Annotated in this window: 28 protein-coding genes; 9 read left to right on the top strand and 19 right to left on the bottom strand. The window is 72.3% G+C overall.

Features of this window, described 5'->3' with window-relative positions; translation table 11 throughout:
* Window positions 1–2: 2 nt before the first annotated feature.
* The 15 genes from M3666_RS12875 to M3666_RS12805 form a co-directional block, all read right to left on the bottom strand.
* Window positions 3–1,781, bottom strand: coding sequence for a flagellar hook-length control protein FliK (locus M3666_RS12875; RefSeq protein ID WP_251155429.1), 1,779 nt, complete (start codon window positions 1,779–1,781; stop codon window positions 3–5).
* Window positions 1,778–2,506: a C40 family peptidase gene (locus M3666_RS12870; RefSeq protein ID WP_066654116.1), complete on the bottom strand. Its 729-nt coding sequence runs from the start codon at window positions 2,504–2,506 to the stop codon at window positions 1,778–1,780. Before M3666_RS12870 ends, M3666_RS12875 begins: the two co-directional genes overlap by 4 nt.
* The gene (locus M3666_RS12865) at window positions 2,503–2,934 is read right to left on the bottom strand and encodes a hypothetical protein (RefSeq protein WP_066654114.1); all 432 of its coding nucleotides are present in this window, start codon (window positions 2,932–2,934) and stop codon (window positions 2,503–2,505) included. The genes M3666_RS12870 and M3666_RS12865 overlap by 4 nt, the downstream gene beginning before the upstream one ends.
* A complete protein-coding gene (locus M3666_RS12860) occupies window positions 2,934–4,265 on the bottom strand; it encodes a FliI/YscN family ATPase (protein WP_066654112.1) in 1,332 nt (443 codons plus the stop codon). Before M3666_RS12860 ends, M3666_RS12865 begins: the two co-directional genes overlap by 1 nt.
* Window positions 4,262–4,924 (bottom strand): hypothetical protein, encoded by a 663-nt coding sequence (locus tag M3666_RS12855; RefSeq protein WP_144411291.1) that lies wholly within the window; start codon window positions 4,922–4,924, stop codon window positions 4,262–4,264. The genes M3666_RS12860 and M3666_RS12855 overlap by 4 nt, the downstream gene beginning before the upstream one ends.
* Window positions 4,917–5,966 (bottom strand): flagellar motor switch protein FliG, encoded by a 1,050-nt coding sequence (gene fliG, locus M3666_RS12850; RefSeq protein WP_081984829.1) that lies wholly within the window; start codon window positions 5,964–5,966, stop codon window positions 4,917–4,919. The genes M3666_RS12855 and fliG overlap by 8 nt, the downstream gene beginning before the upstream one ends.
* Window positions 5,963–7,639 carry a flagellar basal-body MS-ring/collar protein FliF gene (gene fliF, locus M3666_RS12845; RefSeq protein WP_066654109.1) on the bottom strand — a complete coding sequence of 559 codons (1,677 nt, stop codon included), beginning with the start codon at window positions 7,637–7,639 and terminating at the stop codon, window positions 5,963–5,965. The genes fliG and fliF overlap by 4 nt, the downstream gene beginning before the upstream one ends.
* Window positions 7,639–7,995 (bottom strand): flagellar hook-basal body complex protein FliE, encoded by a 357-nt coding sequence (fliE, locus tag M3666_RS12840; RefSeq protein WP_251155428.1) that lies wholly within the window; start codon window positions 7,993–7,995, stop codon window positions 7,639–7,641. Before fliE ends, fliF begins: the two co-directional genes overlap by 1 nt.
* Window positions 7,995–8,390, bottom strand: a complete 396-nt coding sequence (locus M3666_RS12835) for a flagellar basal body rod protein FlgC (protein WP_224442989.1) — start codon at window positions 8,388–8,390, stop codon at window positions 7,995–7,997. The genes fliE and M3666_RS12835 overlap by 1 nt, the downstream gene beginning before the upstream one ends.
* Window positions 8,387–8,731: a flagellar basal body protein gene (locus M3666_RS12830; RefSeq protein WP_066654107.1), complete on the bottom strand. Its 345-nt coding sequence runs from the start codon at window positions 8,729–8,731 to the stop codon at window positions 8,387–8,389. Before M3666_RS12830 ends, M3666_RS12835 begins: the two co-directional genes overlap by 4 nt.
* A gap of 339 nt (window positions 8,732–9,070) precedes the next feature.
* Window positions 9,071–9,412 (bottom strand): hypothetical protein, encoded by a 342-nt coding sequence (locus M3666_RS12825; RefSeq protein WP_066654105.1) that lies wholly within the window; start codon window positions 9,410–9,412, stop codon window positions 9,071–9,073.
* The gene (fliS, locus tag M3666_RS12820; protein ID WP_235426581.1) at window positions 9,402–9,878 is read right to left on the bottom strand and encodes a flagellar export chaperone FliS; all 477 of its coding nucleotides are present in this window, start codon (window positions 9,876–9,878) and stop codon (window positions 9,402–9,404) included. The genes M3666_RS12825 and fliS overlap by 11 nt, the downstream gene beginning before the upstream one ends.
* Window positions 9,879–9,889: 11 nt before the next feature.
* Window positions 9,890–11,290, bottom strand: a complete 1,401-nt coding sequence (fliD, locus tag M3666_RS12815) for a flagellar filament capping protein FliD (protein ID WP_251155427.1) — start codon at window positions 11,288–11,290, stop codon at window positions 9,890–9,892.
* A 92-nt stretch (window positions 11,291–11,382) separates the two neighbouring features.
* On the bottom strand, window positions 11,383–12,522 hold the full coding sequence (locus M3666_RS12810; RefSeq protein WP_251155426.1) for a flagellin: 1,140 nt from the start codon (window positions 12,520–12,522) through the stop codon (window positions 11,383–11,385).
* A gap of 121 nt (window positions 12,523–12,643) precedes the next feature.
* Complete coding sequence (locus M3666_RS12805; RefSeq protein ID WP_251155425.1) at window positions 12,644–13,459, bottom strand: sigma-70 family RNA polymerase sigma factor; 816 nt, start codon at window positions 13,457–13,459, stop codon at window positions 12,644–12,646.
* A gap of 492 nt (window positions 13,460–13,951) precedes the next feature.
* Between M3666_RS12805 and M3666_RS12800 the strand changes: the two genes are divergently transcribed.
* The 6 genes from M3666_RS12800 to M3666_RS12775 all read left to right on the top strand — a co-directional run bounded on the left by M3666_RS12800 (window position 13,952) and on the right by M3666_RS12775 (window position 19,367).
* Window positions 13,952–14,437 (top strand): flagellar protein FlgN, encoded by a 486-nt coding sequence (locus M3666_RS12800; protein WP_066654099.1) that lies wholly within the window; start codon window positions 13,952–13,954, stop codon window positions 14,435–14,437.
* Between the two features lie 7 nt (window positions 14,438–14,444).
* On the top strand, window positions 14,445–15,860 hold the full coding sequence (gene flgK, locus M3666_RS12795) for a flagellar hook-associated protein FlgK (protein ID WP_251155424.1): 1,416 nt from the start codon (window positions 14,445–14,447) through the stop codon (window positions 15,858–15,860).
* 2 nt (window positions 15,861–15,862) lie between these two features.
* Complete coding sequence (locus M3666_RS12790; protein ID WP_066654097.1) at window positions 15,863–16,744, top strand: flagellin; 882 nt, start codon at window positions 15,863–15,865, stop codon at window positions 16,742–16,744.
* A complete protein-coding gene (gene fliW, locus M3666_RS12785; RefSeq protein ID WP_251155423.1) occupies window positions 16,741–17,109 on the top strand; it encodes a flagellar assembly protein FliW in 369 nt (122 codons plus the stop codon). The genes M3666_RS12790 and fliW overlap by 4 nt, the downstream gene beginning before the upstream one ends.
* 731 nt (window positions 17,110–17,840) lie before the next feature.
* Entirely contained in the window at window positions 17,841–18,326 is a 486-nt protein-coding gene (locus M3666_RS12780; protein WP_251155422.1) for a hypothetical protein, read from the top strand.
* A gap of 84 nt (window positions 18,327–18,410) precedes the next feature.
* A complete protein-coding gene (locus M3666_RS12775; RefSeq protein WP_251155421.1) occupies window positions 18,411–19,367 on the top strand; it encodes a hypothetical protein in 957 nt (318 codons plus the stop codon).
* A gap of 202 nt (window positions 19,368–19,569) precedes the next feature.
* Here the strand turns inward: M3666_RS12775 and M3666_RS12770 are convergent, their stop codons facing one another.
* Complete coding sequence (locus M3666_RS12770) at window positions 19,570–20,538, bottom strand: beta-ketoacyl-ACP synthase 3 (RefSeq protein ID WP_209682805.1); 969 nt, start codon at window positions 20,536–20,538, stop codon at window positions 19,570–19,572.
* Between the two features lie 137 nt (window positions 20,539–20,675).
* Entirely contained in the window at window positions 20,676–21,068 is a 393-nt protein-coding gene (locus M3666_RS12765) for a ChaB family protein (protein WP_251155420.1), read from the bottom strand.
* A 129-nt stretch (window positions 21,069–21,197) separates the two neighbouring features.
* Here M3666_RS12765 and M3666_RS12760 point away from each other — a divergent pair, with 129 nt between their 5' ends.
* Window positions 21,198–22,169 (top strand): aldo/keto reductase, encoded by a 972-nt coding sequence (locus M3666_RS12760; protein ID WP_251155419.1) that lies wholly within the window; start codon window positions 21,198–21,200, stop codon window positions 22,167–22,169.
* 199 nt (window positions 22,170–22,368) lie between these two features.
* Here M3666_RS12760 and M3666_RS12755 read toward each other — a convergent pair whose 3' ends face one another.
* Together M3666_RS12755 and zapE are read right to left on the bottom strand one after the other, a co-directional pair.
* Window positions 22,369–23,643 carry an ammonium transporter gene (locus M3666_RS12755; RefSeq protein ID WP_251155418.1) on the bottom strand — a complete coding sequence of 425 codons (1,275 nt, stop codon included), beginning with the start codon at window positions 23,641–23,643 and terminating at the stop codon, window positions 22,369–22,371.
* 259 nt (window positions 23,644–23,902) lie between these two features.
* On the bottom strand, window positions 23,903–24,853 hold the full coding sequence (gene zapE, locus M3666_RS12750) for a cell division protein ZapE (RefSeq protein ID WP_081985283.1): 951 nt from the start codon (window positions 24,851–24,853) through the stop codon (window positions 23,903–23,905).
* 191 nt (window positions 24,854–25,044) lie between these two features.
* On the opposite strand from zapE, the gene M3666_RS12745 reads away from it, so the two are divergent.
* Window positions 25,045–25,956: a sulfurtransferase gene (locus M3666_RS12745; RefSeq protein ID WP_066654084.1), complete on the top strand. Its 912-nt coding sequence runs from the start codon at window positions 25,045–25,047 to the stop codon at window positions 25,954–25,956.
* Window positions 25,953–26,402: a SufE family protein gene (locus tag M3666_RS12740; RefSeq protein WP_251155417.1), complete on the top strand. Its 450-nt coding sequence runs from the start codon at window positions 25,953–25,955 to the stop codon at window positions 26,400–26,402. The genes M3666_RS12745 and M3666_RS12740 overlap by 4 nt, the downstream gene beginning before the upstream one ends.
* Window positions 26,403–26,469 lie beyond the last annotated feature (67 nt).

Raw genomic sequence — 26,469 nt, 5'->3', positions numbered from 1 at the left:
CGTCAGGCGAGGACGTCGAGTCCGACGGATCGGACGGTGGTGGGCCGGGTGGTGACCGGCGCGGTCGGGGTGGGGCGGGCCTCCAGGCCGACTCCCGGGCGCAGCACCGTCGGTGTCGGACGGTCGTCGCGACCGGGCTGCGCGCCGGGGTGGTTCTGGGAGGACAGGTCGAGGGTCGTGGTGGTCCCGCTGCCGGCCGCGTCACGGCGGAGGTCGGGCAGCACCTGCCGGACCGCGTCGCGGCCGGCGTCCGACGCGGCGAAGAGCTCGACGTGCATCCCGTGCGCGGTCACGTGCGCGCGGACCGTGACGGGACCGAGCGCGTCGGGCGTGACCTGCACCGTGACGACGTGGTCGCCGGGACCGGCCTGCGCGAGCGTGAACACCGGGCGCGCGAGCTGCTGTGCGAGGGGCGCCGGGGCGTTCGCCGTCGCCGCGCCCGGCGCGGTGGGGAGCGCGGTCGTCGCGGGTGCGGGGACCGCGAACGGCGTCTCGCCACTGCGCGGGGCGGTCACGACCTGGAGGCTCGGATCACCCTGGCCGCCCGTCCGCCGGTCCGACCCGTGGTCGCTCCGGGCCCCGGTGGCCGGTCCGGTCTGCACGACCAGGGCGGCGGCGGTCGCCGTGCTCGCCGTGCCGGTGTCGGCAGGGCGACCGGCCTGCGGCGCCGACGACACGCTGGTCGCTGCCGTGGGGCCGGCGGCCTCGGCCGCGGCGTCCGTCGTCGCGAGCGGGCTGCTCGCCGTCGTGGTGGGAAGGGTCGTGGCGGTCAGGGTCGCGGTGGCCCCGGTCGTGGTGGTCCCGGTCGTGGTGGTCCCGGCAGTGGTGGTCTCGGTCGTCGTGCTCGCGGACGCGGTCACGGCGACGGCTGTCGCGGCTCCGGGAGCGGCGGAGCTCGACGCCCCGTCCACCGCGACGGGTCCGAGGACCGACGGGGACGCGACGGTCGAGCCGGTCGCCGCAGAGGTGGCGGTCGTCGAGGGCGCGCCGGGTGCACCGGTCGTCGACGGCGTGGTCGCGAGGACGGGCGTCGTTCCCGCGGACACGTCGGATGAGTCGGACACGTCGCCTTCGAGCGGCGCCGCAGCGGGACGGACCACGGCGGGCTGTGCCGCACCGGGCCGGGGAGCGCCGGACGTTCCTGCAGGTCGAGCGGTCGTGGACGGCACGACGCCGACCTGCGGTCCGGTGGAGCGCGCAACGGCGGGTCCGGAGCCGGCAACCGGTGCCGGCGTAGCGATCCCGGCCGTCGCTGCGCGGTCCGCGGTGCTGGCAGGACCGGCGGTCCCGCGCGTTTCTGTGACTCCGAGCGGGTCGGAGGCCCCGGTCGGTCGTGCATTGCCGGCCGAGGGCGCGACACCGTCCGTCCCCGCGGTCCCGACCTGGGGCGACACCGCATCGTCCGACACGGCGGCGGCGCTGGCCGACGGGACCGCGACGAGGGCGGTGGGCACCGGCACGATGCCGAGCAGCGTCGGGTCGGTGGCGGGGACAGCGGCCGTCGTGTCCGCGGTGGTCGTGTCCGCGGTGTTCGGGGCAGCGGCGGTCGAGGCCGGAGCGCCCGTGGCGGGGGCACCCGAGGCGGCGGCCGTCCCGGACGGCGCACCGGTGACGCCCGCGGTCCCCACCGACACACCGAACGCCGTGCTCGACGCGGCCGGCGCGAGCACCGCGGCGAGGGCGGCGCCGAACGGCAGCGCCGAGGTCGTCGACCCGGCGGTCGCAGCGCTCCCCGGTGCGGCGGGGGCCGGGGAGAGGGTCGTCGTGCTCGCGGTGCTCATGCAGCACTCCCCCGCATCGCCGACAGGAGTGCCGCGGTCTGCAGGTCGGTGACCGACTGCGCCGCACCCGCTGCGGAGACCGAGCGGGTCGCCGCAGGAGCCGCGGCCTCGCTCGGCACGATGCGGCGGATCGTCGCGATGTCGGAGTCCTTGTACCAGTTGTCCACGATCCGGACGTCCTTGCCGGGTCGGGGTGCGTGCAGCACCTTGCCGTCACCGACGTAGATCACGATGTGCTGCTCGCCCTTCGGGATGATGAGGTCGCCCGGCTTCGCGTCCTTGAGCGACCCGACGGGCACCCCCATGTCCGCCTGGTCGGGCACCACGCGCGGCATGGTCACCCCGAGGTCCTTGAACACCGTCTGCACGAGCCCGGAGCAGTCCATGCCGGACCGGGTCGTCCCGCCGAACACGTAGGGCACGCCGAGGTACTTCTTCGCGTCCTCGACCACGTCGGACCCCGTGGCGCCGCTGCCGGTCGCCAGGGTGCCGCGGCCCGCGTCGACCGAGGTGGCCGGCGTGCGGGACGCCCCGTCGGCAGCAGCGGTGCCGGCGGCGCCGGCGCTCGTCGACGTCCCGGTCGCGGTCGCCAGGGCGTCGGCGAACGCGCGGGTCGTGGCCTCGTTCGAGGCGGAGCCGCCCGCGGAGGCGGTGGTACCGCCGCGCAGGGCGTCGATCTGGGTGCGGATCTCGGCGATCCGGGAGAGCACGGCGTCGACGCTCATCGGACACCACCTTCCGTGCGGCGTCGTGCCGCGATCTCGTCGAGGGCGTCCTGCTCGGCGCGCAGGTCGGCGGCGGCCTGCTCGTGGTCGTGGTGGCCCTCGAGCTTCTCGAGGCCGAGCGCGGCACGGCGGGCGGCGGAGTACGCGGTCCGGGCGGCATCGGCATCGGCACGACGGGTGCGTGCGACGGCGTCGAGCTCCTCGAGCATCCCGCGGGTCGAGGCCCGCGCGGCCGCGAGCGCGCTCAGCGTCGCGGCGTCCGTAACGAGCTGCTCCTGCTCGCGGTCCGCCAGGTTCCGCCGCGCGGCGATGCGGGCGTCGGCGGCGTCGCGGACACGGTCGTTCGCGGCGGCCAGGGCGGCGGCGGCGCGGTCCTGCTCGGCGTGCCGCAGACGCAGCAGGCCGGCGAGGGGGAAGCGTCGGGCCATCAGGCGGACACCCCCAGTCGGGCGACGAGGGCGTCGAGGGCTCGCCAGGACGTCCCGGCGTCGGCGCGGTCGTCCATCCCCTGTCGGAGGAACGCGTCGATCGCGTCCTGGTGGGTGACCGCTGCGTCGACGAGCGGGTTCGTGCCGGGCTGGTAGGCGCCGACGTCGAGCAGGTCCTGCGCGTTCCGGCGGGCCGCCATCACCTTCCGGAGCGCGGTGGCCGCAGCACGCTGCCACGGCTCGGTGACCTTCGAGGCGACGCGGGACACCGAGCCGAGCGCGTCGACGGAGGGGAAGTGCCCGGTCACGGCGAGCTTCCGGTCGAGCACGACGTGCCCGTCGAGGATGCTCCTGGCGCTGTCCGCGATCGGCTCGTTGTGGTCGTCGCCGTCCACGAGCACGGTGTAGAGCCCGGTGATGCTGCCGACCCGGTCGGTGCCCGCGCGCTCGAGGAGCCCGGCGAGCACCGAGAAGGTCGACGGCGGGTAGCCCCGGGTCGCGGGCGGTTCGCCCACGGACAGTCCGATCTCGCGCTGCGCCATCGCGACGCGGGTGAGCGAGTCCATCATGAGCACGACGTCCTGCCCGGCGTCGCGGAACGACTCCGCGATCCGGGTGGCGACGAACGCCGCGCGCAGGCGCATCAGGGCCGGCTCGTCGGACGTCGAGACCACGACGATCGAGCGGGCGAGGCCCTCGGGCCCGAGGTCGTCCTCGAGGAACTCCCGAACTTCGCGGCCGCGCTCCCCCACCAGGGCGATGACGTTGACGGCTGCGTCGCTCCCGCGCGCGATCATCGACAGCAGCGAGGACTTGCCGACGCCGGAGCCGGCGAACAGGCCCATGCGCTGTCCACGACCCACGGTCGTCAGGGTGTCGAGCACGCGGACGCCGAGCTGCATCGGCGCGTCGATCCGCGTTCGCGCCATGGCGTTCGGCGTCGCGTGGTCGAGCGGCACCCAGCCGTCGGTGTCGAGCGGACCACGGTCGTCGATCGGCCGCCCGAGCCCGTCGAGCACCCGGCCGAACAGCCCTGCACCGGTCGGCACCAGCACGGGACGACCGGTCGGGCGGACGGGGGTGCCCGCGGTCACCGCGACGAGGCGTCCGAGCGGCATGCAGCGCACACCCGTGGGATCGGTGGCGACGACCTCGACGGGGGTCTGCGGACTGCCCTCGGTGCCGACGGTCAGGACGTCGCCGATCCGGGCCTCGACCCCGGCGACGGTCAGCCCGAGGCCCACCGCGCTCGTGACGAGGCCCACGCGCTGCGGCGCGGCGAGGGCGATCGCCTCGTCGAGCCCACGGGGACGGAGGAGGGTCGCGGTCACCGGGACGCCTCCGGCCGGTCGGCGGAGCGGCCCAGCGCCGCGCGCGCACGGTCGAGCGCTGCGCCGATGCGGAGGTCGAGCAGCCCGTCCGGCAGGTCCACGACGGCGTCGCCGTCGAGCAGCGCCACGTCCGGCACGACCGGGACCGGCAGCGCGAGGTCGGCGACGCGGGCTGCGTCGGCGGGGCTGAGCCGGACGGCCACCGCGACGGTGGCGTCGACCGAGGCGAGCGCCCGACGGACGGTCGCCTCCGCACCGGTGGTGGGGCGTGCCTCCTGGCCGTCGCCCTCGCCGGTCGCGTCGTCCTGGCGCCCGGAACGCACCACGTGTCCGACGACGGCCTCGGCCAGGTCGAGCGCAGCGTCGACCAGGGACTCCTCGGCGTCGGCCAGCACCGGCACGACCTGGGAGAGCATCGCGTTCGTGGCCGCGTCGAGCACCTGGACACGGCGGACGGTCTCGGCCTGGAGCGCCGCGAGTCGCGTTGCGTGCTCGGCCTCGAGCCGGGCGTGCAGCGCAGCGGTCTCGGCCTGGGCGGCACGGAGGCCCGCGGCGTAGCCCGCGGCGTGGCCGCGCACGTCGGCGGCCGCTGCGAGGTCGCGGGTCGTCGCGCTCCCGAGCACGGGGAACGCGACGCGCTGCACGGTGGTGTCAGTCAACGAGCTCGTCCTCCTCGGCGCGGTGGACGGTGATCGTGCCCTCGGCCTCCAGCTCGCGGACGGAGCGGACCACCTCGGCGCGCGCCTCCTCGACCTGCGAGACGCGCACGGGGCCCATGGCCTGCAGCTCGTCGTCCAGCAGCTCGCGGTTGCGCTCGGACACGTTCGCGCGGATCGTCTCGACGACCGGCGTCGGCGCACCCTTCATGGCGGTCGCGAGGAGCTTCGAGTCGATGCCGCGGAGCACCTGCTGGATGTCGCGCGACTCGAGCTTGACGATGTCCTCGAACGTGAGCATCCGCGAGCGGATGTCCTCCGCGAGCTCCGGGTCGCGCGCCTCGAGGCCGTCGAGCACGGCCTTCTCGGTGGCGACGTCCGAGCGGTTGATGATCTCGACCAGGGGCGCGATGCCGCCGACGACCTCGACGCTCTCGCGCGGCGAGACCACGGCACCGGCGCGCTGGCGGAGGACGCCGGCGACGATCCCGACGGCCTCGGGGGTCGCCGTGCCCATCGTCGCGAAGGCCTGGGCGACGTCGGTGCGGACACGGTCGTCGACCCCGGCGAGCACCGCGCTCGCCTGCCCGGGCTGCAGGTGCGCGAGCACGAGGGCGATGGTCTGGGGCAGCTCGCCCTCGAGCAGGCTGACGACCTGGCCGGGTTCGGCGTCGTCGAGGAACTCGAACGACTGCCCGGCGAGGTTCGAGGCCAGCCGGTCCATCACGCCCGCGGCGCGTTCGGACCCGAACGACGCCTCGAGCAGCCCGAGCGCGGCGTCCTTGCCGCCGCGCTTCTGCACGCGGCCGCGCTGCGTGATGCGGTGGAACTCGCTCATCGTGCGGTCCACGACGGAGTCGTCCACGCGGCGCATCCGGACGATCTCGGCGCTGATCTCCTCGGCCTCGAGCTCGGTGAACTGCTTCATCACCTCGGCCGCGCGCTCGGTCTCCATCTGCATGAGGATGAGCGCGACCTTCTGCGCGCCGGTCAGGGCGCGGTCGGTGGTGCCCCCGCCGGCGGGGACCGGGACGAGCGCGCTCACACCGGCGACCGGTCGTCGAGGAGCCCGCGGAGCAGGTCGGCGGTGCGCTTCGGGTCGCGCTCGGCCAGCGCGGAGATCTCCTGCCGGCGACGCTCGGCGCTGATCTCGTCCGTCGTCAGCACCTCGGTCGGGGCGTCGTCGTGGGGCAGCGTCTGCAGCGCGACCGTCTGCGGCTCGACGGCCGGGATCGCCAGGTCGTCGGTACCGAGGGGCAGTTCGAACGTCTCACCGGCGAAGGCGTCGAGCTCACCGACGTCGACGGCCTCGCGCGACTGACGGCGGGCACGGCGGGCCAGCACGATCGCGAGCACGATCGCGGCGGCGAGGACGGCGACGACGATGCCGGCGGTGCGGATGGCCGACCACATGGCCTGCTGCTGCTCGGCCTGCTGCTGCTCCTCGAGGGCCTTGGCGGCGTCCTTCGCCGCGGAGTCGTCGAAGTCCATCATCGCGACGCGGACCTGGTCGCCCCGGGCGTTGTCGGCTCCGGCGGCGGCGGACACCAGGTCGTTGATGCTCTGCAGGTTCGCGTTCTGCACCGAGTCGGCGCGCGAGTTCAGGGCGACCGAGATGGTCTGCCGCTCGACACCACCGGCGGGGATCTGCGTCGTCTCGGTGGTCTTGTCGACGGCGTTGTTCTTCGTCGCCGACTCGTTCTTGTAGCCGTCGTCACCGGCGGCCGTGCCGTTCGTGGTGGTGCCGCCGGCGGTCCCGTTCGGCACCGCGATGTTGTCCGGACCGAGGACGCCGGTCGCACCGGCGCCCGCACCGGACCCGGAGCCGTACTCCTCCGTCGAGCTGGACTCGTTGAGGGCGACCGCGCCGCCCTTCGGCTGGGCGAAGCTCTCCGACGTCCGGGTGCCCGACTGCTGGTTCATCGTCGCCGAGACCACGACGCTCGCGTTGCCCGGTCCGAGCGTGGTGTCGAGCAGGTCCTGGATCTTCTTCCGGGTGGCCGCGTCGTAGTCGGCCGCCTGGTCGGCGCCACTGCCGGTCGCTCCGGTACCGACCGCGGAGAGGGTCTGGCCCTTCTGGTCCACGACGGAGACGTCGGTGGGCTGCATCCCCTCGACCGCGGCGCTCGTCAGGTGCACGATCGACTGCACCTGGTCCGTGGTGAGCTGCGCGCCGTTCTCGGTCGCGACGAACACCGACGCCGTCGGGTCCTTCTCCTCGGACACGAAGACGGTCTTCTCGGGGATGGCGAGCTGCACGGTGGCGGCCTTCACGCCGTCCATCGACGAGATCGTCTTCGCCAGCTCGCCCTCGATCGCCCGCTTGTAGGTGACGTCCTGCTGGAACTCCGAGCTCGTCACGCCCATCTTGTCGAGCAGCGAGTATCCGCCCTCGTTCGACGACGGCAGGTTGTTCGACGCCGCCTTGAGCCGCTCCGAGTACACCTTGTCCTGCGGCACGAGGATCGTCGCGCCGCCGTCGGTCAGCTGGTACGGCACGCCGTCGGTCGTCAGCTGGTCGGTGATCGAGCTCGCGTCGGCTGCGGCCAGTCCGGTGAAGAGCGGCGCGTAGGACGCCTTGCCGAGCCAGCTGGCGAGGGCGATCCCGCCGAGCACGAGTGCGGCGACGCCGATCAGCGCGATGGTGCGCTGCGCGGCGGAGAAGCCCTTCACGTAGGCGACGAGCCGCCCCCACGTGTTCTGCATCGCGGCGGGCATCAGGCCTGCATCCGCATGATCTCGTTGAACGCGTCGACGCCCTTGTTGCGGACGGCTGCGACGAGCTCGAGGGTGACCTGGGCACGGGTGGACGCGATGGTGGCGTCGTGGATGTCGTCGAGGTTGCCCGTGACGGCCTTGAGCGCCAGGGTCTTCGAGTCGCTCTGCAGCTGCTGGAGCCCGTCGACCGCGTTGCCGAGGCTCGCGGCGAAGCCGTCGCCGCCGGAGGCCGGCTGGACCGCGCCGGCGCCCGCGGCACCGCCGAGCGCTCCGGCACCGGTCGCAGCGTCCGCGGCGCCGGCGAACGCACGGGTCATCGCGTTGGTGGTCACACCGTTCAGTGCGTCGATGGGCATCAGTTCTTCCCGATCTGCAGTGCCGCCTCGTAGGCGGTCTTGGCACGGTCGACCACGGCGGCGTTCGCCTGGTACCCGCGCTGGGCCATGATGAGGTCCGCCATCTGCGTGCCGAGGTCGATGTCCGGCATGCGGACGTAGCCCTCCGCGTTCGCGAGCGGGTTGTCCGGGTCGTAGGTCACGCGTCCGGCGGCGCTGCCGAACGCTGCGCCCTTGACGTAGGCGCCCGACGTGCCGGCGCCCTCCTGGACCTCGACGTAGCGGGCCTGGAACGCGGAGTCGTCCATCGAGCGGACCGTGTTGACGTTGGCGATGTTGTCCGAGATCGCGTCGAGCCACTTCCGGTGCACGGTCATGCCGGTGCTCGCGATGCCGATCGCGTCGAAGGTCGTCACGAGTTCGTCCGCATCGCGGCGCGGAGGGCCGTCGCCTCGCCGCCGACCGCCTGGGTGGCGAACTGGTAGCGCAGGACCGTGTCGACGTTCGACAGGGTCTCCTGGTCGAGGTTGACGTTGTTGCCGATCTCGTTCGTCGGCTCGAGGCTGCGCGCGGTGGTCGCGGTCGCGTGCCCGTCACCGTGCACGATCGACTGCGCGAGGGCGTCCTCGAAGCGCACCTTCTCGGCGTGGTAGTTCGGCGTGTTGATGTTCGCGACGTTGTTCGCGATGGTGCGCTGTCGCAGCGACAGCCCGTCGAGCGCGCTCTGCAGCGCGACGCTCGTCACGGAATCGAACACGGGTGGCCCGTCCCCTCGGTGTGCGGCGTCGTGCGACGTCGCCGATTGGCGGTGGCCGATCCGTGGCCGAACGAGTGAGCGATCCGTGCTCGGAGGGCGCTGTCGGCGGCGGCGCTGGGGACGTTAGGGCTCGCCCCGAACGGGGGGCGGGGCCTGGCTGCGGCGGCGGGGCTCGTTGAACACTCGTCGCGTGCTCCGCTGTGGTGCGACGAAGCCGCTGTCGTCCGACGACGCATCTGTCGTCCCGGCCGGAGGTGCGCGACGGCCCACGACCGACACGACGGAACCGCTGTCGTGCGACGACGCATCTGTCGTCGTGCTCGCTCGAGCAGGCGCGCCTCAGGCGGAGGCGTCCAGGTACACGGAGCCGCGCGGCTCGTCCGTCGCCGCGACCTGACGGAGCGCGCCGAGGTGCTCCAGGGTCTGCCGTCGCTCGGTCTCGAGCGTCGACATCCGGTCGCGCTGCGCGGCCAGCAGCCGGGAGGCACGACCCACCAGCGCGCGCGGCACCGGTCCGAGCGTGGTCGGTACGACCCACGGGGTCGCGTCGAGGACGATCGCTGCGGTGCCGTCCGTGGTCGCGTCGATCGTGGTCAGCTCGTGCTCGAGGGCGTCGAGCACCGCGGCCCACGCACCGTCGGCGGTCTCCGCGGCGGGAGTGGGGTGCGGGTCAGGCGACACCGAGCGCTCCCCCGGTGCCGACCTGCGGCGCCTGGGTCGTCGGCAGCGCCGCGGCGGCCTCGTGCCACGACTGGCGCAGCGGCTCCAGGATCCGGATGCAGTCGCGCGTCGCCTGCACGTCGCGGTGCACGTTCGCGGTGATCAACGACGTCGACGCGTAGTTGTAGATCGCGAGGAGCCCCTCGCCGCCGTCCCACACGTCGATACGGAGCGTGGACGACAGCTCGCCGACGATGGCCTGGGCGTGCAGCAGCTGCTCGCGCGCGGCCTCCCAGTCGGACGTCGTCTGCGCGGCCTCGGCGCGGTGCAGGTCGAGGAGCAGCCGGTCGTAGAGCATCGTGACGAGCTGTGCTGGCGTCGCCGAGAGCACGGCCTCGTTCGTGTACTGCGCTCGGCGCTGGTCGGTCACCGTGCGGGGCTGTGCGGCCTGACGGAAGGCGGCGGACTGCAGGTCGAAGGCGTTCATGGTCGTTCCCGTCACTTCGACGTCGATGCCAGCTGGCTGGAGAGCCACGCCGACTGGGACTGGAGCTTGCTGAGGCTGGTCTCGAGGGCGGAGTACTGCGCCTGCAGCGTGGCCCGTCGTGCGGTGAGCCGGTCCGACCAGTTGTCGATCTGCGTCGTCAGGTCCTTCGCGACCGACTGCTGCCCGGTGATCGAGGTCGTGATCGACCCCGTGTACTTGTCCGACGCGGCCGTCGCCGCGGCGCCGACGTTCGTCGCGACGCCGGACAGCATGGCCTGGGTGCCCTGCGGGTCGTCCGCCAGGGCCTTCTGGAAGACCGCGGCGTCGAAGCTGAAGGTGCCGTCCTTCTGGATGACGATGCCGATGGACGACGGCGACTTCCCGTTGACCGGCGTCGACATCGTCGTGGTGAGGCGCTGTACCGCGTCGCGGGTCGTGCCGTCCCCGGTCAGGACCCCGGCCTTCGTCGACGTGGTGCCGGTGGTCGGACTCGTGGTGCTCGTCACCGCCGTGTTCGTGGCGTAGTACGAGGTGATGGCGTTGAGTGCGTCGACGAGTCCGGACGCGACGGCCTGGGCCTTCGTGGTGTCCTGCGCGACCGTGACGGTCACCGGGTCGGTGGTGGTCTGCGTGACCGTGACGTCGAGCCCCGGCAGCAGGTCGTCGAACGTGTTCGTGGCGCTCGTGACCGTCTGCGCGGCGGCGGTCCCCGCCCACAGGGTCACGCTGGCGTCCTTGCCCTGGGTGACGACGGCGGCCCCCGGCTGGGTGAAGACGTTCGTCGCGGTACCGGCCGTCACGTCGTCGGACGAGCCGCGGTACAACGCGAATGAGGCCGCTGCGCCGGTCTTCGTCGCGCTGAGCTGCAGGCGGTAGAGCTTCGTGCCGTCGGTGTCGGTCCCGGCCGCGACCTTCGTCGCGGTCACGCCGGCGCCGGCCTTGTTGATCGCGGTGACCGCGTCGTCGAGCGACCCCGAGGCCGGTGTGACGGTGGTCTTCTTCCCGTCGGCACCGACGAGCGTGAGCGGCTCGGCTGCGGACGCCCAGGTCGACATCGCGGCGGTGACGCCGACGTGTGCCGCCGCGGTCGACCCGACCTGGAAGCTGACGGAGCCGGCCGAGGCCGTGGCGTCGGTCGCGACGGTGACCCCGGTGGACGAGCTCTTCGCGGCGTACACGTCGAGCGACGTGGCCTTGGCGGCGTCGCCGGCCTTCGTCGCGAGCGTCTGCACGAGCGAGTTGATCGTCTGCAGCGACGACACGAACGAGTTGGTGTCGGTGAGCTTGTTCTTGAGCAGGGTCTGTGGGACCTGCTCGATGGTCATCAGTGAGTTGATCAGGTCGGAGGTCTTGAGACCGCTGACCAGACCGTCGATCGCGAGACTGTTGCCCGAGACGGACGACGTCGACATCGCGGGGCTCCCTGTCGTCGGGGGTGGTCGTGGGTGTGGTGACGCCGCCGTCCGGAGGACTCGAACTCCTCCGGACGACGGCGTCGGTGGTGCTAGCGGAGGAGCGAGAGCACGCCCTGGGTGCTCTGGTTCGCCTGCGCGAGCATCGAGGTGCCGGCCTGGCTCAGGATGTTGTCGCGGGTGTACTTGACCATCTCCTGCGCCATGTCGACGTCGGTGATGCGCGAACCAGCAGCGGTCAGGTTCTCCTTGGCCACGTTCGTCACGTTGATGGCGTGGTCGAAGCGGTTCTGGACCGCACCGAGGCTCGAGCGAGCGGACGACACAGCGGCGATCTGCGTGTCGATTGCCTTGATGGCGAGCTGCGCCTCGCCAGCGGAGCTGAACGCGATACCGGCCTTCGACGCCGTACCGGCACCGAGGGTCGTGGCGGCGCCCGCCGAAACGGTGCCACCGTCCTTCGCAACGACGGTCAGCTTCTTGCCGTCCTTGTCAGCGACCGCGGTGAAGGAGGCCGCGAACTTGTCGTCGGCGTTCAGGGCTGCCGCGTACTCGGTGGTGTCCGCGTACTTACCGTCGGCAGCCTTCGCCGGCGTCAGGGTGCCCGTCGTGACCGTCGTCACGCTGTCACCCTTGGTGGACGTGAAAGTGCCACCAGTCAGGGTCGAAACGTCGGCCGGGGTGAACTCCTGGCCGTTGAGGACCGACAGTGACTTCGCGACGTCCGCCACGTTCGCACCGGAGAGGTCGACCGTGATCTGGCTGCTGGCGTCACCGTTCGCACCGACCTGGAACTTCATGGTGGCGTTCGAACCGTCGAGCAGGTTGAGGCCGTTGAAGTTGGTCGACTCCGAGATACGGGTGAGCTCCTTCTGGAGCTCGCCGACCTCGGTCGAGATCGCCGTACGCGACGTCTCGTTGTTCGAGTCGTTACCCGCCTGGACAGCGAGGTCGCGCATGCGCTGGAGGATCGAGTGGGTCTCGGTGAGGCCACCTTCAGCGGTCTGCACGACGGAGATGCCGTCCAGCGCGTTGCGGGCGGCGACCGTGAGGCCACCGACCTGCGACTTGAGTCCCTCGGAGATCGTCAGACCGGCAGCGTCGTCGGCAGCACGGTTGATGCGGAGACCCGTCGAGAGCTTCTCGAGGGACTTCGACAGGTCGTTCTGCGTCGAGTTGAGGTTCCGGTACGTGTTGAGTGCCGAGAGGTTGGTGTTGATGGACATACCCATGGTGGTTTCCTCCGTGAATCCTTGGGTGGTGGTGTCTGCCCGTCCATGGGCTGACATCCGTGACTCTCGGCAGGTTCGCCGAGGTCGTTAGGTGTCGGCGAGGAAATCTCCTCGCCGAAGATCAGCTGGCTGCGACGACCGTCGGCGCCGACGCGTCCTGCACCGCCCGGGCGACGCCGGCGGCGGCGTTCGCGGCGACCCGCGCCAGGTACGCACTGCGCCGCGCGGCGGTCGTGCGCGACACCGGCTCGACCGCGGTGCCGTCGCCGTAGTGCTCGGCGAGGCCGTCGCGCAGGAGCCGCATCGCCTCGGACCGCTGCTGCGACACCGCGGAGTGCGTGATCCCGAGCTCGGCCGCGACCTCGGTGACCGAGCGGTCGCCGAAGTAGACGTTCTCGACGACGTGGCGCATCCGGTCGGGCAGCGCGGCGACGGCGGCGCGCAGGTAGCGGCGCTTCTCGGCCTCGAGCAGGTCCTCACCGGGCAGCGGGTCCTCGGACGCGATGACGTCGTGCACGGTCTCGTCGATCGTGCCGACCGTCCGTGCGGCGTCGGACATGGCGTCGGCGGCGGTCTGGCGGTCGACGCCCATCGCGTCGGCGATCTCCTGCACGCCGACCGAGCGACCGAGTCGGGCGGACAGGGCCTCCTGCGTCGCGAGGGTCTCGCGGATGCGCTTCCGGGTGCCGCGCGACGCCCAGTCGGACGAGCGCATGTCGTCCGCGAGCGCACCGGTGATCCGGGTGCGGGCGTAGGCGCCGAAGGGCACGCCGAGCTCCGGGTCGAAGGCCTCGGCGGCGGCGACGAGTGCGAGCGAGCCCACGGCAGCCAGGTCGTCACGGTCGAGGTGGGTGGCCCGCGCACGGACGTCCGACACGATGTAGCCGACGAGCGGCAGGTGCTCCACGATCATCGCGTTGCGTGCGTTCCGGTCCATTGGCTTCCCCTGGTCGACGTGCTGACTGACCCGTCCGTGGGCGCGACGGACACCGGCCCTCGGGAGGCCGGTGCGGTCGACGAAGAACCACCCGGTTCCCTCCGGGCGGTGCACCCGCGCCCCTGCGACGCGGTGCGGGAGTGTCCCCCGCGGTGCGGTTCGAATGTATCGGCTGGGAAGTCACCGGTGCAGGCTGTGAACGTCCCCAGTGCGGGGGGACGCGGGGTTCCAGCGGTCCGCACTTCGGCGGACAAACCGGCACGAACCGCCGGTTCTGTCCCCCGGTCTGGGTGACGGTGCGTCCCCCGGGAGCGCACGGCCGGGAGGCGCGGCACCGCTCCGCCGAGCAGCGCCGGCCCGTCTCGTGCCCGCGTCCACCGCCGCGGTCCGCTTACGACGGACCGCTCGGCGTCGATAGTCCCCGCTGTCCACCGGAAGGCGGACCGGCACGACCCGCTGGTCGCCGACACCGATCCCGAACCGGGAGGAGCCATGAGCGTGAACGACCTGTCCGCCGTCCTCTGGCGCGAGCGCGAACTGCTCGAACTGCTCACGTTCAAGCTCGAGGAGGAGCAGCTCCTACTCGCCGCCGGGCGCTCCCGCTGGGTGTCGCACGCCAGCCGCGAGGTCGAGCAGGTCCTCGAACGGCTCCGCAGCACCGGGCTCGAGCGCGCCGCGTCGAGTGCCGCCGTCGCCGAGGAGTGGGGTGTCGACCCCGACGCTCCCCTGCGCGACGTGGTCGCCGCCGCGCCGAACGGACCCTGGGGCGAGATCCTCGCGACGCACCTCGCCGCGATGGTCGAGCTGACGACGCACATCGGCGCGCTCCGCGACGAGAACGACCGCTTCCTCCGGACGGCTGCCCAGGCCACCGAGGAGACCCTCGCCGGCTCGGTCGGCGACGCGTCCACCTACGACGCCTCGGGCAGCTCCGGCTCCCGTCCCGACGGCGCACGCCTGTTCGAGGGGACCCTGTAGCACCGTGGTGAGCACCTTCGGATCCCTCGCGACCGCCTACTCCGGCCTCACCGCGGCACGCGCCGGCATCGACGTCACCGGGCAGAACATCGCCAACGCCGGCACCGCCGGGTACACGCGCCAGCGCGTCACGCAGTCGTCGGTCCCCGCCGTGCAGACCGGTTTCGTGCACGGCACCGCTGCCCTCGCCGGGCAGGGCGTCTCCGTCGACGGCATCGCACGCCTCGGCTCCCTGACGCTCGACGCCGGCCTCCGCGCGGCGACCGGCTCGTCGGCCTGGGCACAGACCCGCGCGACCGGGCTCTCGGCGATCGAGGACGGCCTGCACGAGCCCGGGAAGAACGGTCTGTCGGCACAGCTCGACGTCTTCTGGTCCGCGTGGGGCGACCTCGCCGCGCACCCCGACGACGCGGGCGCCGCCTCGTCCGTGATCGCCGCCGCGACCACCGTCGCGACCGCCCTCGCCACCGGCTCGAGGGCGCTCGACACGCAGTGGGCGACGGTCCGTTCGACGGCCGCGACCCAGGTCGACCAGCTCAACGCCGCGGCGGAGCAGGTCGCCGGGCTGAACGTGCAGATCCGGTCGGCCCGCGCCGCCGGTGGCAGCGCGAACGAACTGCAGGACCAGCGCGACCGGCTCACGCAGCAGATCGCGGGACTCGCCGGTGGCACGGTCCGGACGAACTCCGACGGCACCGTCGACGTCCTCCTCGGCGGCAACCCGCTCGTGCAGGGCGACACCGTCCGCACCGTCGCGCTCGAGGGCGGCGCGCGTCTGGGCGACGGCGCTGCCGTGTCCCTCCGCTGGACCTCGGGCAGTGCCGGCTCGGTGACGCTCGACGGCGGCTCGATCGGTGGCGCGCTCGCACTCCTCGCCCCCGCTGCCGGCGGCACGGGCGGCGCCATCGCCGAGGCGTCAGCCGCGTACGACCGGGTCGCGACCCGACTCGCCGAGACCGTGAACACCGAGCACGCGAAGGGCACCACGCCCTCGGGTGCCACCGGAGCGCCGTTCTTCGCCCTCGCCGCGGGCACCCGGGCCGCGCAGGGCCTCTCGGTCGTCCCGACCGACGGCGACGGGCTGGCGACGCGGAACGCGGCGGGGCAACTCGACGACTCGTTCGCCGACACGCTCTCGCGACTCGGTACGGTCGCCGGGGGTGCGGACCGCACCTGGGCGAGCTTCGTGGCGGGGGTGGGCAGCGCCTCCCGGACGGCCTCGTCGGAGGCGACGCTCACCGGACTCGCCCTCACCAGCGCGCGCACGCAGCAGCAGTCCGGCGCCGGCGTGGACCTCGACGAGGAGAACGTCAACCTGCTCAGCTACCAGCACGCCTACCAGGGCGCAGCGCGCGTCCTCACCGCGGTCGACGAGATGCTCGACACGCTCATCAACCGCGTCGGACTCGTCGGGAGGGGCTGACCGTGATCACCCGTGTGACCACCCAGATGTCGATCACGGCCGCGACGGAGCGGCTGCAGGCGAACGCCGCCCGCGTCGCCGACGCCACGCAGCGCGCCACCACGCTGCAGGCGATCGCGAAGCCGTCGGACGACCCGGTCGGCACCGGCTCGTCGATGCAGGTGCGGAAGGAGCAGGCCGCCGCCGCGCAGTACACGCGCAACGCGAACGACGCGGTGGGCTGGCTCGCGACGACCGACAGTGCCCTGTCCGGCGCCCACGCGGTGCTGACGACGGTGCGGGACCTGACCGTGCAGGCCGCGAACTCCGGTGTGATGGACGACACCGCCCGCGACGCGTTCATCACGCAGTTCCGGGCGCTCAAGGCCGACCTCGAGTCCGCCGCCAACACGACCTACGGCACGCGGTCGGTCTTCGCCGGCTCCTCGACCGAGGCGACCGCCTACACGAGCGCCGACGGCTTCGCCGCTGCGACCACCGCGGTGTCCCGACGCGTCGGCGACGCCCAGACCGTGCGGGTCGACACCCCGGGGGCCGCGGCGTTCGGCTCCGGCGCGACGTCGGCCTTCGCGGTGATCGACGGCATCGTCGCCGACCTGCAGAACGGTGTGAACGTGAACCCGAAGCTCAACGACGTCGACGCGGCGTTCGGCACCCTCCGTGCGGCGCAGGCCGACGTGGGTGTGCGGCACGCGGCGGCACTGGGGGCGCAGGACGCGCTGAAGACCTCGTCCGTCGCGCTGGAGACCCGTCGCGCCGGCATCGAGGACCTCGACCTCGCCGGTGCGGTCCTCGACCTGCAGGTGCAGCAGACCACCTACCAGGCAGCCCTCGCCGTCACCGCGAAGGTCCTGCAGCCGACCCTGATGGACTACCTCCGATGAACATCGACCTGACCTTCCCCACGCCCCCGTTCGGGCTGTCGCCGGCACCCGTGTTCACCCTGGAGCCCGTCGAGGGTGTCGAGGGGCTCTTCGCCCTGCACGGCGACGACGCCCGGCTGTTCCTGCTCGACGCCGCGGTGCACCTGCCCGACTACGCGCCCGAGCTCACCGACGAGCAGGCGGCCCTGATCGGCCTGACCGACCCCGCCGACGCGATGCTGCTCGTGGTCGCCAACCCGGGGGCGTCCGGCACGACGGTGAACCTGCTCGCGCCGGTCGTCGTGCACGCGCGCACGGCCGTCGGCGCCCAGTTCATCCTCGAGGACCAGGACCTGCCGCTGCGTGCGCAGCTCGCGCGGCGGTAGCGCGGCGGCCCTGGCGCACGCTGCGGGCGCGGGGAGCGGGGCTCGCTGGCTGGCGCTGTCGTACGACTCACCCGCTGTCGTACGACAACGGATTCGTCGTACTTCTCGCGAGACCGCGGCCCCTCGCGGCTGACACGACAGATCCGCTGTCGTACGACATCAACGTTGTCGCACTCCTCGCCACCGTCACTCCTCCACAGCCGGGAGGTCCGGCTCACCATCCCCAGTTCAGCTCTCCCCCGCCGGTCTCGCCGGTCCACGGCGCGACGCTTACGGACATGCACGAACGAGTCCTCGCCGTCCCGCTGATCCGGACGAGTCGCTTCCCCTCCGCAGAGCGCCGCGCACTGCAACGTCGAGCACAGCGCGGCGAGCTCCGGCCTATCCGGCCCGGTGTCCTGGTCGATCCAGCAGCGATCACCGACCTCCTGCCAGAGGAACACCACCTCTTGCTGGTGCGCGCCACCGCACACCGCATCCAGCCCCCGAGACTGCTGGCACATCGCAGCGCTGCACTCGCGTACGGGCTCCCCCTCGTCGGTGCCCCACCGGACCGCGTGGAACTGCGGGATCCGCGGCGTTCTCGCGTGGAGACGACGACGTACCAGCGAGTCCGGCCAACCGTCGCGCGTGCGCCCCGCGGCCGATGGGAGGGGACGCCGCCATACACCCCCTCCAGGTTCGGAGGGCTCACGGTCGAACCGCTCGTCGACGTCCTGGTGGACATGGCCGTGACCGAACCGCTCGGCGCAGTGCTCCCGGCCGTCGACGCGGCGTTGCACGATCGCCGTGTGCTCCCGGAGATGCTGGCGGAGGCGGCCGACACGGTCACCGTTGCACGTGACAAGGCGGCGACGGCGCTCGGGATGGGGTCGGCGCTGTCCGACTCTCCGGCGGAGTCGGTGTGCCGGGTGCGCTTCCGACTGCTCGGGACGCCGGAGCCCGTCCAGCAGCACGTCTTCAGCCGCGCGGGAGACCGGACGGCAGTCGTCGACTTCTGGTTCCCGGACCAGGGCGTCGTCGTCGAGGTCGACGGGCGGGCGAAGTACGGCGACGGTGCGGACGCCGCCGCCGCACACTGGCAGGAGAAGCAGCGCGAGGACTTCATCCGGTCGTTCCCCGAGGTCCGCACGGTCGTCCGGGTCGTCTGGGCCGACCTGATGGAACCCGAGCGCTTGCGCGCGAAGCTCCTCCGAGCGGGTGTGCCGTGCCGGTGACGACGACCTGCACGACCACCGAGCCGGCGCGCGCGGCGTCCTGCGAGTGCGGAGCTCCCACCGCGTCGGCGTACGTTCTGCGTCATGGCCCGACAGCACAACGACGGGGCGATCGTGCCGATGCCGCCCGCCCCGGTCCAGTCCGACACCCGCGACGACCGCACCCCCGCACCCGAGAACCCCACGGGGTGGACCAAGATGCTCGACCGCGTCATCGCCGTGCAGCGTCCCGTGGTGGTCGCGCACGTGAACGCCGTGCGGCGTCGCCACCCGGATGCGAGCCCCGCCGAGGTCATCCAGATCCTCGAGCGGCAGTACCTCACAGCGGTGACCACGGGTGGTGCTGCCGTGGGAGCGAGTGCGGTGATCCCCGGGGTCGGCATGGCAGCGGCGCTCGGCCTCAGCGGTGCCGAGACGGTCGGCTTCCTCGAGGCCACGGCACTCTTCGCGCAGTCGGTGACCGAGGTGCACGGCATCGCCCTCGAGGACCCGGAACGCTCGCGCACCCTCGTGATGGCCCTCATCCTCGGCGCTCCGGGGACGCAACTCGTCAAGCAGCTCGCCGGTCAGGCCACCGGGGGCCAGGCACGCTCGGCGTTCTGGGGCGAGATGGTGACCGCCTCCCTGCCGAAGCAGGTGGTGAGCGGCATCGGTGGCAAGGTCCGCGACCAGTTCATCAAGCGCTTCGCAGCGCGGCAGGGCGCCTCGGTCCTCGGCCGTGCGCTGCCGTTCGGCATCGGCGCGGCCGTCGGCGGCCTGGGCAACCACGCACTCGGCAAGAAGGTCGTCCAGGCGTCCCGCGAGGGCTTCGGACTGCCACCGCGGCACTTCCCCGTCGTCCTCGAGACGAAGCCGACGAAGCTGACGAAGGAGCGCGGCCGTGGGGCGAAGGACCGAGCGGCCGGCGACGGACGAACGGACGAGAAGGAACGTCGAGCGCTGCCGTGGCGCCGGAAGGAGCGAGACGACGAGGACCTCTGGGCGGACACGCCGCACCGTGACCCCCAGCACGACCGCGAGGTACCCGACGGGCGCGGCTGACGTCGCACGGCTGACGGCGCGCGGCTGACGGACGGGAGGCGCGGTGCCAGCGTGCACCGCGCCTCCCGTCCGTGCGCGGTCCGCGTCCGTCGACGGTCAGCGCCGTCGACAGGCTCCGTCAACAACTGCCGATGCCCGACGTCCGGCGACCGTCGACTGATGGCGCCCGTCGACGGGCCGCCTCGGTCAGCGCGTCACCGGGTCACGAGCGCCGCTTCGGCGTCCGCACCACCTGCCCGGCGTGCGCGAAGCCCCCGCCGAAGCCGAACAGCAGCGCCAGGGTGTCCTCCGGCAGCTCCCCGCGGTGCCACGCCTTCGACAGCCCGAGCGGCACGCTCGCGGCCGAGGTGTTCCCCGACTCGACCACGTCCCGCACGACGTACTTGTCCCCGCCGCCGAGTGCCTCGGCCAGGGGCTCGATGATGCGCAGGTTCGCCTGGTGGAAGGCGAGGACGCCGATGTCGTCGAGCGTCACTCCGGCTGCGTCGACGACCGCGCGGGCGTGTCCCTCGGCCTCCGTGATCGCCCAGCGGTAGATCGACCGACCCTGCTGCGTGAAGTACTCGGGGTCGCGCGTGACCAGCACGGCCTCGTTGAGGTGCGGCACGCTCCCCCACGACACGGGTCCGATCTCCGCGGTGTCGGCAGCACCGATCACCACGGCTCCGGCACCGTCGCCGACGAGCACGCATGTCGAGCGGTCCGTCCAGTCGGCGATGCTGGACAGGGTCTCGGAGCCGATCACGAGGGCGGTGTCCGAGGCGCCGACGCGGATCGACTGGTCGGCGAGGGCCATCGCGTACTCGAAGCCGCTGCACGCCGTGTTGATGTCGATGGGTGCCGGACCGTTCGCCATCCCGAGCGCCGCGGCGACCCGTCCGGCCGTGTACGGCGACCGCTCGCGGTGCGTGGTCGAGGCGACGATCACGAGCCCGATGTCGGAGGGCTCGAGACCGGCGTCGGCGACGGCCATCCGGCCGGCCTCGATCGCCATCGACACGACGCTGTCGTCGGGGCCCGCGATCCGGCGGGTCCTGATGCCGGTGCGGGTGGTGATCCACTCGTCGTTCGTGTCGACCATCGTCGACAGTTCGTCGTTGGTGAGGACCCGGTCGGGTTGGTGGTGGCCGAAGCCGAGGATCCGGCTGCCACGGAGTGCTGGCGTGTTCACCCGCGGCACGCTACTCCCCTCGGTCCACGGCGCATGCCGGGCGGAGCATGCACGAACGAGTCGACAGCCGGTCCGGACGCCGCGCAACCGCGGCCGTCGCCGGCGCGGTCACCCCCACGCGACCGTCGCCGGTCCGGTCACCGCCGCGCCGCTGCCGTCGCTCGGTCGTTCGCCCGCTTGATCGCCTGGACGAGTTCGTCCTTGTCCATCGTCGAGCGGCCGCTGACGTCGAGGCGCTTCGCGACCTCCATCAGGTGCGCCTTCGAGGCGTTCGCGTCGACGCCGCCCTGGGTCTCCCCGGAGCCGCGCGTGCCCGCCGCGCCGGAGTCCGACGGGCCGGAGGAGTCCTTCTCCTCCCAGTGGTCGCCGACCTTCTCGTACTCGTGCTTGACGGCGGCGTAGGCGGTGCGGTGTGCGCGCTCTCCCGGACCGTACGTCTCGTTCGCCGAGTCGAGCGTCTCGGCGAAGATGTCCTGCGCGTGCTCCGGCGACCGCTGCAGGGTGCTGGGGATCTCGTCCTTCGCGGGCATGGTGCGTCCTTCCGTGTGGGGTGCATCGGCCGCGCTCCGTGGAGGACGGCTCGTCCCGTTCTACGCCGGGCGCATGACCGGCACCCGCAGGGCCTGGTTCGCACACCCGCACCCGCGTAGACCGGAGGCATGGACTACACACACCTCGGACGGACAGGGCTGTCGGTGTCACGAGCGGTGCTCGGCACGATGAACTTCGGACCGGAGACCAGCGAGGACGACTCGCACGCGATCATGGACCGGGCGCACGAGCTCGGCGTGAACTTCTTCGACACCGCCAACGGCTACGGCGGCTCGGTGGGCAAGGGTGCCACCGAGGAGATCATCGGCCGCTGGTTCGCGAAGGGCGGCGGTCGACGCGAGAAGACCGTCCTCGCGACGAAGGTCTACGGCGAGATGACCGACTGGCCGAACGGCGGCAAGCTGAGCGCGCTGAACATCCGGCAGTCGCTCGACGCGAGCCTCCGTCGGCTGCAGACCGACCACGTCGACCTGTACCAGTTCCACCACGTCGACCGGGCGACCCCGTGGGACGAGATCTGGCAGGCGATCGACGTCGCCGTGCAGCAGGGCAAGGTGCTCTACGTCGGATCGTCGAACTTCGCCGGGTGGCACATCGCGCAGGCGCAGGAGGCAGCCGTACGCCGGGGCAGCCTCGGCCTGGTGAGCGAGCAGTCGATCTACAACCTCGTCGTGCGCGACGTCGAGCGCGAGGTCCTGCCCGCCGCCCGTGAGTACGGCATCGGGGTCATCCCGTGGTCGCCGTTGCAGGGCGGACTGCTCGGCGGGGTCATCGAGAAGACCGAGAACGGCTCCCGACGCCTGTCCGGCCGCAGCGCGGAGTACGTCGAGGGCCACCGCGACCAGCTCACCGCGTACGAGTCGCTCGCGAAGGAGCTCGGTCACACCCCGGGCGAGCTGGCCCTGGCGTGGCTGCTGCACCAGCCCGGTGTGACGGCGCCGATCACCGGCCCGCGCACGATGGAGCAGTGGGAGTCCGCGGTGCGCGCCGTCGACATCCGACTCGAACAGCGCGCCCTCGACCGGCTCGACGAGATCTTCCCGGGCCACGACACCTCGCCGGAGGACTACGCCTGGTGACCTGACAGCGCGGCGCACCACGCGCCGTGGTCGCGACCACCGGACGGGAGGCGCGGTGGGTCCGCCCCGCACCGCGCCTCCCGTCCGTGGCAGGCACCACCCGCCGTGGTCGCGACCACTGTGACCGGCACCGCACACGACGACGGGCCCCGCGCCTGCTGTGTGCGCGGGGCCCGTCGTCGTGCGGGTGGTGCGGTGTCTAGCGGACCGAGACCGGGGTCTCGTCGCGCTCTTCGTAGAGGACGTAGCCCTCTTCACCGTGGACCGCGGTGTCGATGCCGGCGACCTCGTCCTCGGTCTTCACGCGGAAGCCGATCGTCTTCTCGATGGCGAAGCCGATCACGAAGGCCAGGACGAACGAGTAGACCAGGACGGCTGCGGCGGCGACGGCCTGCTTGCCGAGCTGCTCGAAGGAGCCCGAGTAGATGAGACCGGTGTCGTCGGCGAAGAAGCCGAGGTAGAGCGTACCGAAGATGCCGCCGACGAGGTGGACGCCCACGACGTCGAGCGAGTCGTCGAAGCCGAGCTTGTACTTGAGGTCGATCGCGAAGCAGCAGACCACACCGGCGAGGAAGCCGAGCAGGATGCCCCAGCCCGGGGTGAGCGCGGCGCAGGCCGGGGTGATCGCGACGAGACCGGCGACGGCACCCGAGGCAGCACCGACGGAGGTGGCCTTGCCGTCCTTGAGCTTCTCGATGAGGAGCCACCCGAGGATCGCGGCGGCCGGAGCGGCGAGCGTGTTCACCCAGGCGAGGGCGGCGATGCCGTCAGCGGCGCCCTCCGAGCCGGCGTTGAAGCCGAACCAGCCGAACCAGAGGATGGCCGCACCGAGGAGCACGAAGGGCGGGTTGTGCGGCTTGTGCGCGCCCTTGGCGAAGCCGACGCGCTTGCCGAGCACGAGCGCCAGGGCGAGACCTGCGGCGCCGGCGTTGATGTGCACCGCGGTGCCACCGGCGAAGTCGATGACGCCCCACGTGGCGAACATGCCCGAGGTGAGGTTGAAGACCCAGGAGGCGACTGGGAAGTAGACGACGGTGACCCAGACGCCGGCGAAGATCATCCACGCGCCGAACTTCGCGCGGTCGGCGATCGCGCCGGAGATCAGGGCGACGGTGATGATCGCGAAGGTGGCCTGGAAGCCCACGAACGCCATCGACGGGTACGCGGCGTTGATCGTCGAGGCCTTGGCCTCCTCGAACGCCTGGCCGAGGCCGATCTGGTTCCAGTCGATGCTGAAGAACCCGACGATGCCTGCGACGTTCGTGCCCTCGCCGTGGTTCGCGAAGGCGATCGCGTAGCCGTAGAGCACCCAGAGGACGCCGACCAGGGCGATCGCTCCGAAGGACATCATCATCATGCTGATGACGGACTTGGCCTTCACCAGGCCGCCGTAGAAGAAGGCCAGGCCGGGTGTCATGAACAACACCAGCGCCGCCATGATCAACACGAATGCCGTGTTGCCCTGATCAAGCATCTGTTCACCTCTCGCGATTGCAGTGCGGCTCTCGGGACCGCCCTCGGGTGCTGACGAGTCTGGCGAGGCGACGTTTCGCGAGGGAGCACGATGTGTTTCGCGGGTGTAACGCGTGGGGCTCCCGTGTGAACGGTGTGTTTCCGGACACCGGATGACGGGTCCGACACCGCTGACGGGACGCCGCGAGGGCCGGACGGACGCGCGCGTCGGACGGGAGGCCCGTGGCGGTGTCGCCACGGGCCTCCCGTCCGACGGTGGCTCAGTCGGCCGCGCGGGACAGCGCGACCACGCGCGACGCGGCCCGCAGGTACTTCTTGCGGTAGCCGCCGTCGAGCATCGCCTGCGGGTACACCTGGTCGAGCGGCGTACCGGACGCGACGATGCGCACCTGCGCGTCGTAGAGGCGGTCGACGAGCGCCACCCAGCGCAGTGCGTCGGTCTGGTCGGTGAACGCCTGCACGTCGGTGAGCCCGACGGCGTCGAGCCCGTCCACCAGCGCGACGTACTTCGACGGGTGCACGGTCGCCAGGTGGTCCACGACCGCCCGGAAGTCGTCGAGCGTCGTCGCACCACCGGGCAGTGCACCGACGACGTCCCCGACCACCCGCGCCGACTCGTCCACGGCCCGACGGCGGTAGTCGAGCCCGTCGATCCGCATCGTCTCGAACCGGTCGGACATCGCCTGGATCTCGCGCAGGAAGTCCTGCGCGGCGAACCGGCCCTCGCCCAGCGCACCGGGCGGGGTGTTCGACGTCGCCGCGAAACGCGTGCCCGACTCGGACAGCTCCTTGATGAGTCGGGTCATCACCATCGTGTCGCCCGGGTCGTCGAGCTCGAACTCGTCGATGCACACCAGGGACGTCCCACGGAGCAGGTCGACCGTGCCCTGGAACCCGAGCGCGCCGACGAGCGCGGTGTACTCGATGAACGTACCGAACGTCTTCCGCGACGGCTCCGCGTGGTAGGCCGCGGCGAGCAGGTGCGTCTTGCCGACACCGAACCCGCCGTCGAGGTACACGCCGGAGCGCGCCGGCTGGACCGGCTCGCGGCGGCGGCCGAACAGTCCGCGCCGCGCTGGCTCCGGCCGCGTCGCGACGAAGGCCTCGACCGCGTCGCGCACCGCCGCCTGCGACGGGTACTCGGGGTCCGGCCGGTAGCTGGCGAACGACGCGTCGGCGAACTGCGGCGGCGGGACGAGCGCGGCGGCCATCTGCTGCGGCGTCACCTGCGGATCACGGTCGACGAGGTGTGCAGGCAAGTGTGGCCCCTCCGGGAAGCATGTCGTGCGGTGTCACGTTGCAGGTGGCGGTCGGTACGTCCGCGTACCGTTGCCCGCGGGCACCGAGGACCGATCCTATGCCTCGCCCGCCCCGCTCGTCCCGCAGCCTGGAGGTACCCCCGATGACCGCACCGGTCGACCCGTCCGAGAAGTTCGCCGCCTACGCCCACCCCGAGCGCCTGGTGTCGACCGAGTGGCTCCAGGAGCAGCTCGACGCCGGTGCCGGGTCCCCCGACCTCGTGGTCGTCGAGTCCGACGAGGACGTCCTGCTCTACGAGACGGGCCACGTCCCCGGCGCGGTGAAGATCGACTGGCACACCGACCTCAACGACCCCGTCCAGCGCGACTACATCGACGGCGAGGCCTTCGCCCGGCTCGTCGGCGGCAAGGGCATCGGCCGCGACACCACCGTCGTGATCTACGGCGACAAGAACAACTGGTGGGCCGCGTACGCCCTCTGGGTGTTCACGCTGTTCGGCCACGAGGACGTCCGGCTGCTCGACGGTGGCCGGGCGAAGTGGATCGCCGAGGACCGCGCGGTCACGACCGACCGTACCGAGGTCACCCCGGTCGAGTACCCCGTCGTGGAGCGCCGCGACGAACAGGTCCGCGCCTTCAAGGAGGACGTGCTCGAGCACCTCGGCAAGCCGCTCATCGACGTGCGCAGCGCCCCCGAGTACTCCGGCGAGCGCACCACGGCCCCGGACTACCCGGAGGAGGGCGCCCTGCGCGCCGGACACGTCCCGACCGCCGTGAACATCCCCTGGGCCACCGCGGCCGCTCCCGACGGCACGTTCAAGAGCCGGCAGGAACTGGACGCCGTCTACCGCGACGGCGCCGGCATCGGGGGCGCCGACGAGGTCATCGCCTACTGCCGCATCGGCGAGCGCTCGAGCCACACCTGGTTCGTGCTGCAGCACCTGCTCGGCTACGACAACGTCCGCAACTACGACGGTTCGTGGACCGAGTGGGGCAGCGCCGTGCGCGTCCCGATCGCCACGGGCACCGAGCCGGGTACCGTTCCCACCCGATGAGCACCGAACTCCCCCGCCCCCTCGCCGAGATCCGCGACGACTTCCTCGAACTCTCGCAGCAGGACCGCCTCCAGCTGCTCCTCGAGTTCTCCGACGAGCTGCCTGCGCTGCCCGAGCGGCTGCAGGGGCACGAGGACGAGCTCGAGCGTGTCGAGGAGTGCCAGTCCCCTGTCTTCATCACCGTCACGGTGGGTGCGGAGGGCGATGCGCCGGACGTGGTCCGGATGCACGCGACGGCGCCGCGCGAGGCACCGACCACCCGTGGCTTCGCGTCGATCCTGGCGCAGGGGCTGTCCGGGTTGTCCGTACCCGAGGTCCTGGCGGTCCCGGTGGACTACCCGCTGACGCTCGGACTCACCGAGGCGGTCAGCCCGCTGCGGATCCGGGGCATGGTCGGCATGCTCGGTCGGGTGCAGCGGCAGGTGCAGGCGGCCGCTGCGGACTGATGGCGGTCTCCTGACGGACGGGAGGCGCGGGGGCGGGCCGCCCCCCCCCCCCCCGCCCCGGGGCCCC

The organism is Curtobacterium sp. ODYSSEY 48 V2 (assembly GCF_023712625.1).
Classification (GTDB): Bacteria; Actinomycetota; Actinomycetes; order Actinomycetales; family Microbacteriaceae; genus Curtobacterium.
The sequence above is the reverse complement of the archived record's forward strand: the minus strand, read 5'-3'. Positions and strand labels throughout refer to the sequence as shown.

Excerpts from the sequence above, each read along its gene's own strand:
- fliF (WP_066654109.1), bottom strand. The coding sequence starts at position 7,639 with ATGCCCGCCGCGATGCAGAACACGTGGGGGCGGCTCGTCGCCTACGTG.
- fliD (WP_251155427.1), bottom strand. The coding sequence starts at position 11,290 with ATGTCGACGTCGTCCGTCTCGGGCAACAGTCTCGCGATCGACGGTCTG.
- M3666_RS12775 (WP_251155421.1), top strand. The coding sequence starts at position 18,411 with ATGGCCCGACAGCACAACGACGGGGCGATCGTGCCGATGCCGCCCGCC.
- fliW (WP_251155423.1), top strand. The coding sequence starts at position 16,741 with ATGAACATCGACCTGACCTTCCCCACGCCCCCGTTCGGGCTGTCGCCG.
- M3666_RS12865 (WP_066654114.1), bottom strand. The coding sequence starts at position 2,934 with ATGGCCCGACGCTTCCCCCTCGCCGGCCTGCTGCGTCTGCGGCACGCC.
- fliE (WP_251155428.1), bottom strand. The coding sequence starts at position 7,995 with ATGCCCATCGACGCACTGAACGGTGTGACCACCAACGCGATGACCCGT.
- M3666_RS12875 (WP_251155429.1), bottom strand. The coding sequence starts at position 1,781 with ATGAGCACCGCGAGCACGACGACCCTCTCCCCGGCCCCCGCCGCACCG.
- M3666_RS12765 (WP_251155420.1), bottom strand. The coding sequence starts at position 21,068 with ATGCCCGCGAAGGACGAGATCCCCAGCACCCTGCAGCGGTCGCCGGAG.
- M3666_RS12760 (WP_251155419.1), top strand. The coding sequence starts at position 21,198 with ATGGACTACACACACCTCGGACGGACAGGGCTGTCGGTGTCACGAGCG.
- M3666_RS12810 (WP_251155426.1), bottom strand. The coding sequence starts at position 12,522 with ATGGGTATGTCCATCAACACCAACCTCTCGGCACTCAACACGTACCGG.
- M3666_RS12755 (WP_251155418.1), bottom strand. The coding sequence starts at position 23,643 with ATGCTTGATCAGGGCAACACGGCATTCGTGTTGATCATGGCGGCGCTG.
- M3666_RS12740 (WP_251155417.1), top strand. The coding sequence starts at position 25,953 with ATGAGCACCGAACTCCCCCGCCCCCTCGCCGAGATCCGCGACGACTTC.
- M3666_RS12805 (WP_251155425.1), bottom strand. The coding sequence starts at position 13,459 with ATGGACCGGAACGCACGCAACGCGATGATCGTGGAGCACCTGCCGCTC.
- M3666_RS12800 (WP_066654099.1), top strand. The coding sequence starts at position 13,952 with ATGAGCGTGAACGACCTGTCCGCCGTCCTCTGGCGCGAGCGCGAACTG.
- M3666_RS12870 (WP_066654116.1), bottom strand. The coding sequence starts at position 2,506 with ATGAGCGTCGACGCCGTGCTCTCCCGGATCGCCGAGATCCGCACCCAG.
- fliS (WP_235426581.1), bottom strand. The coding sequence starts at position 9,878 with ATGAACGCCTTCGACCTGCAGTCCGCCGCCTTCCGTCAGGCCGCACAG.
- zapE (WP_081985283.1), bottom strand. The coding sequence starts at position 24,853 with ATGGCCGCCGCGCTCGTCCCGCCGCCGCAGTTCGCCGACGCGTCGTTC.
- M3666_RS12745 (WP_066654084.1), top strand. The coding sequence starts at position 25,045 with ATGACCGCACCGGTCGACCCGTCCGAGAAGTTCGCCGCCTACGCCCAC.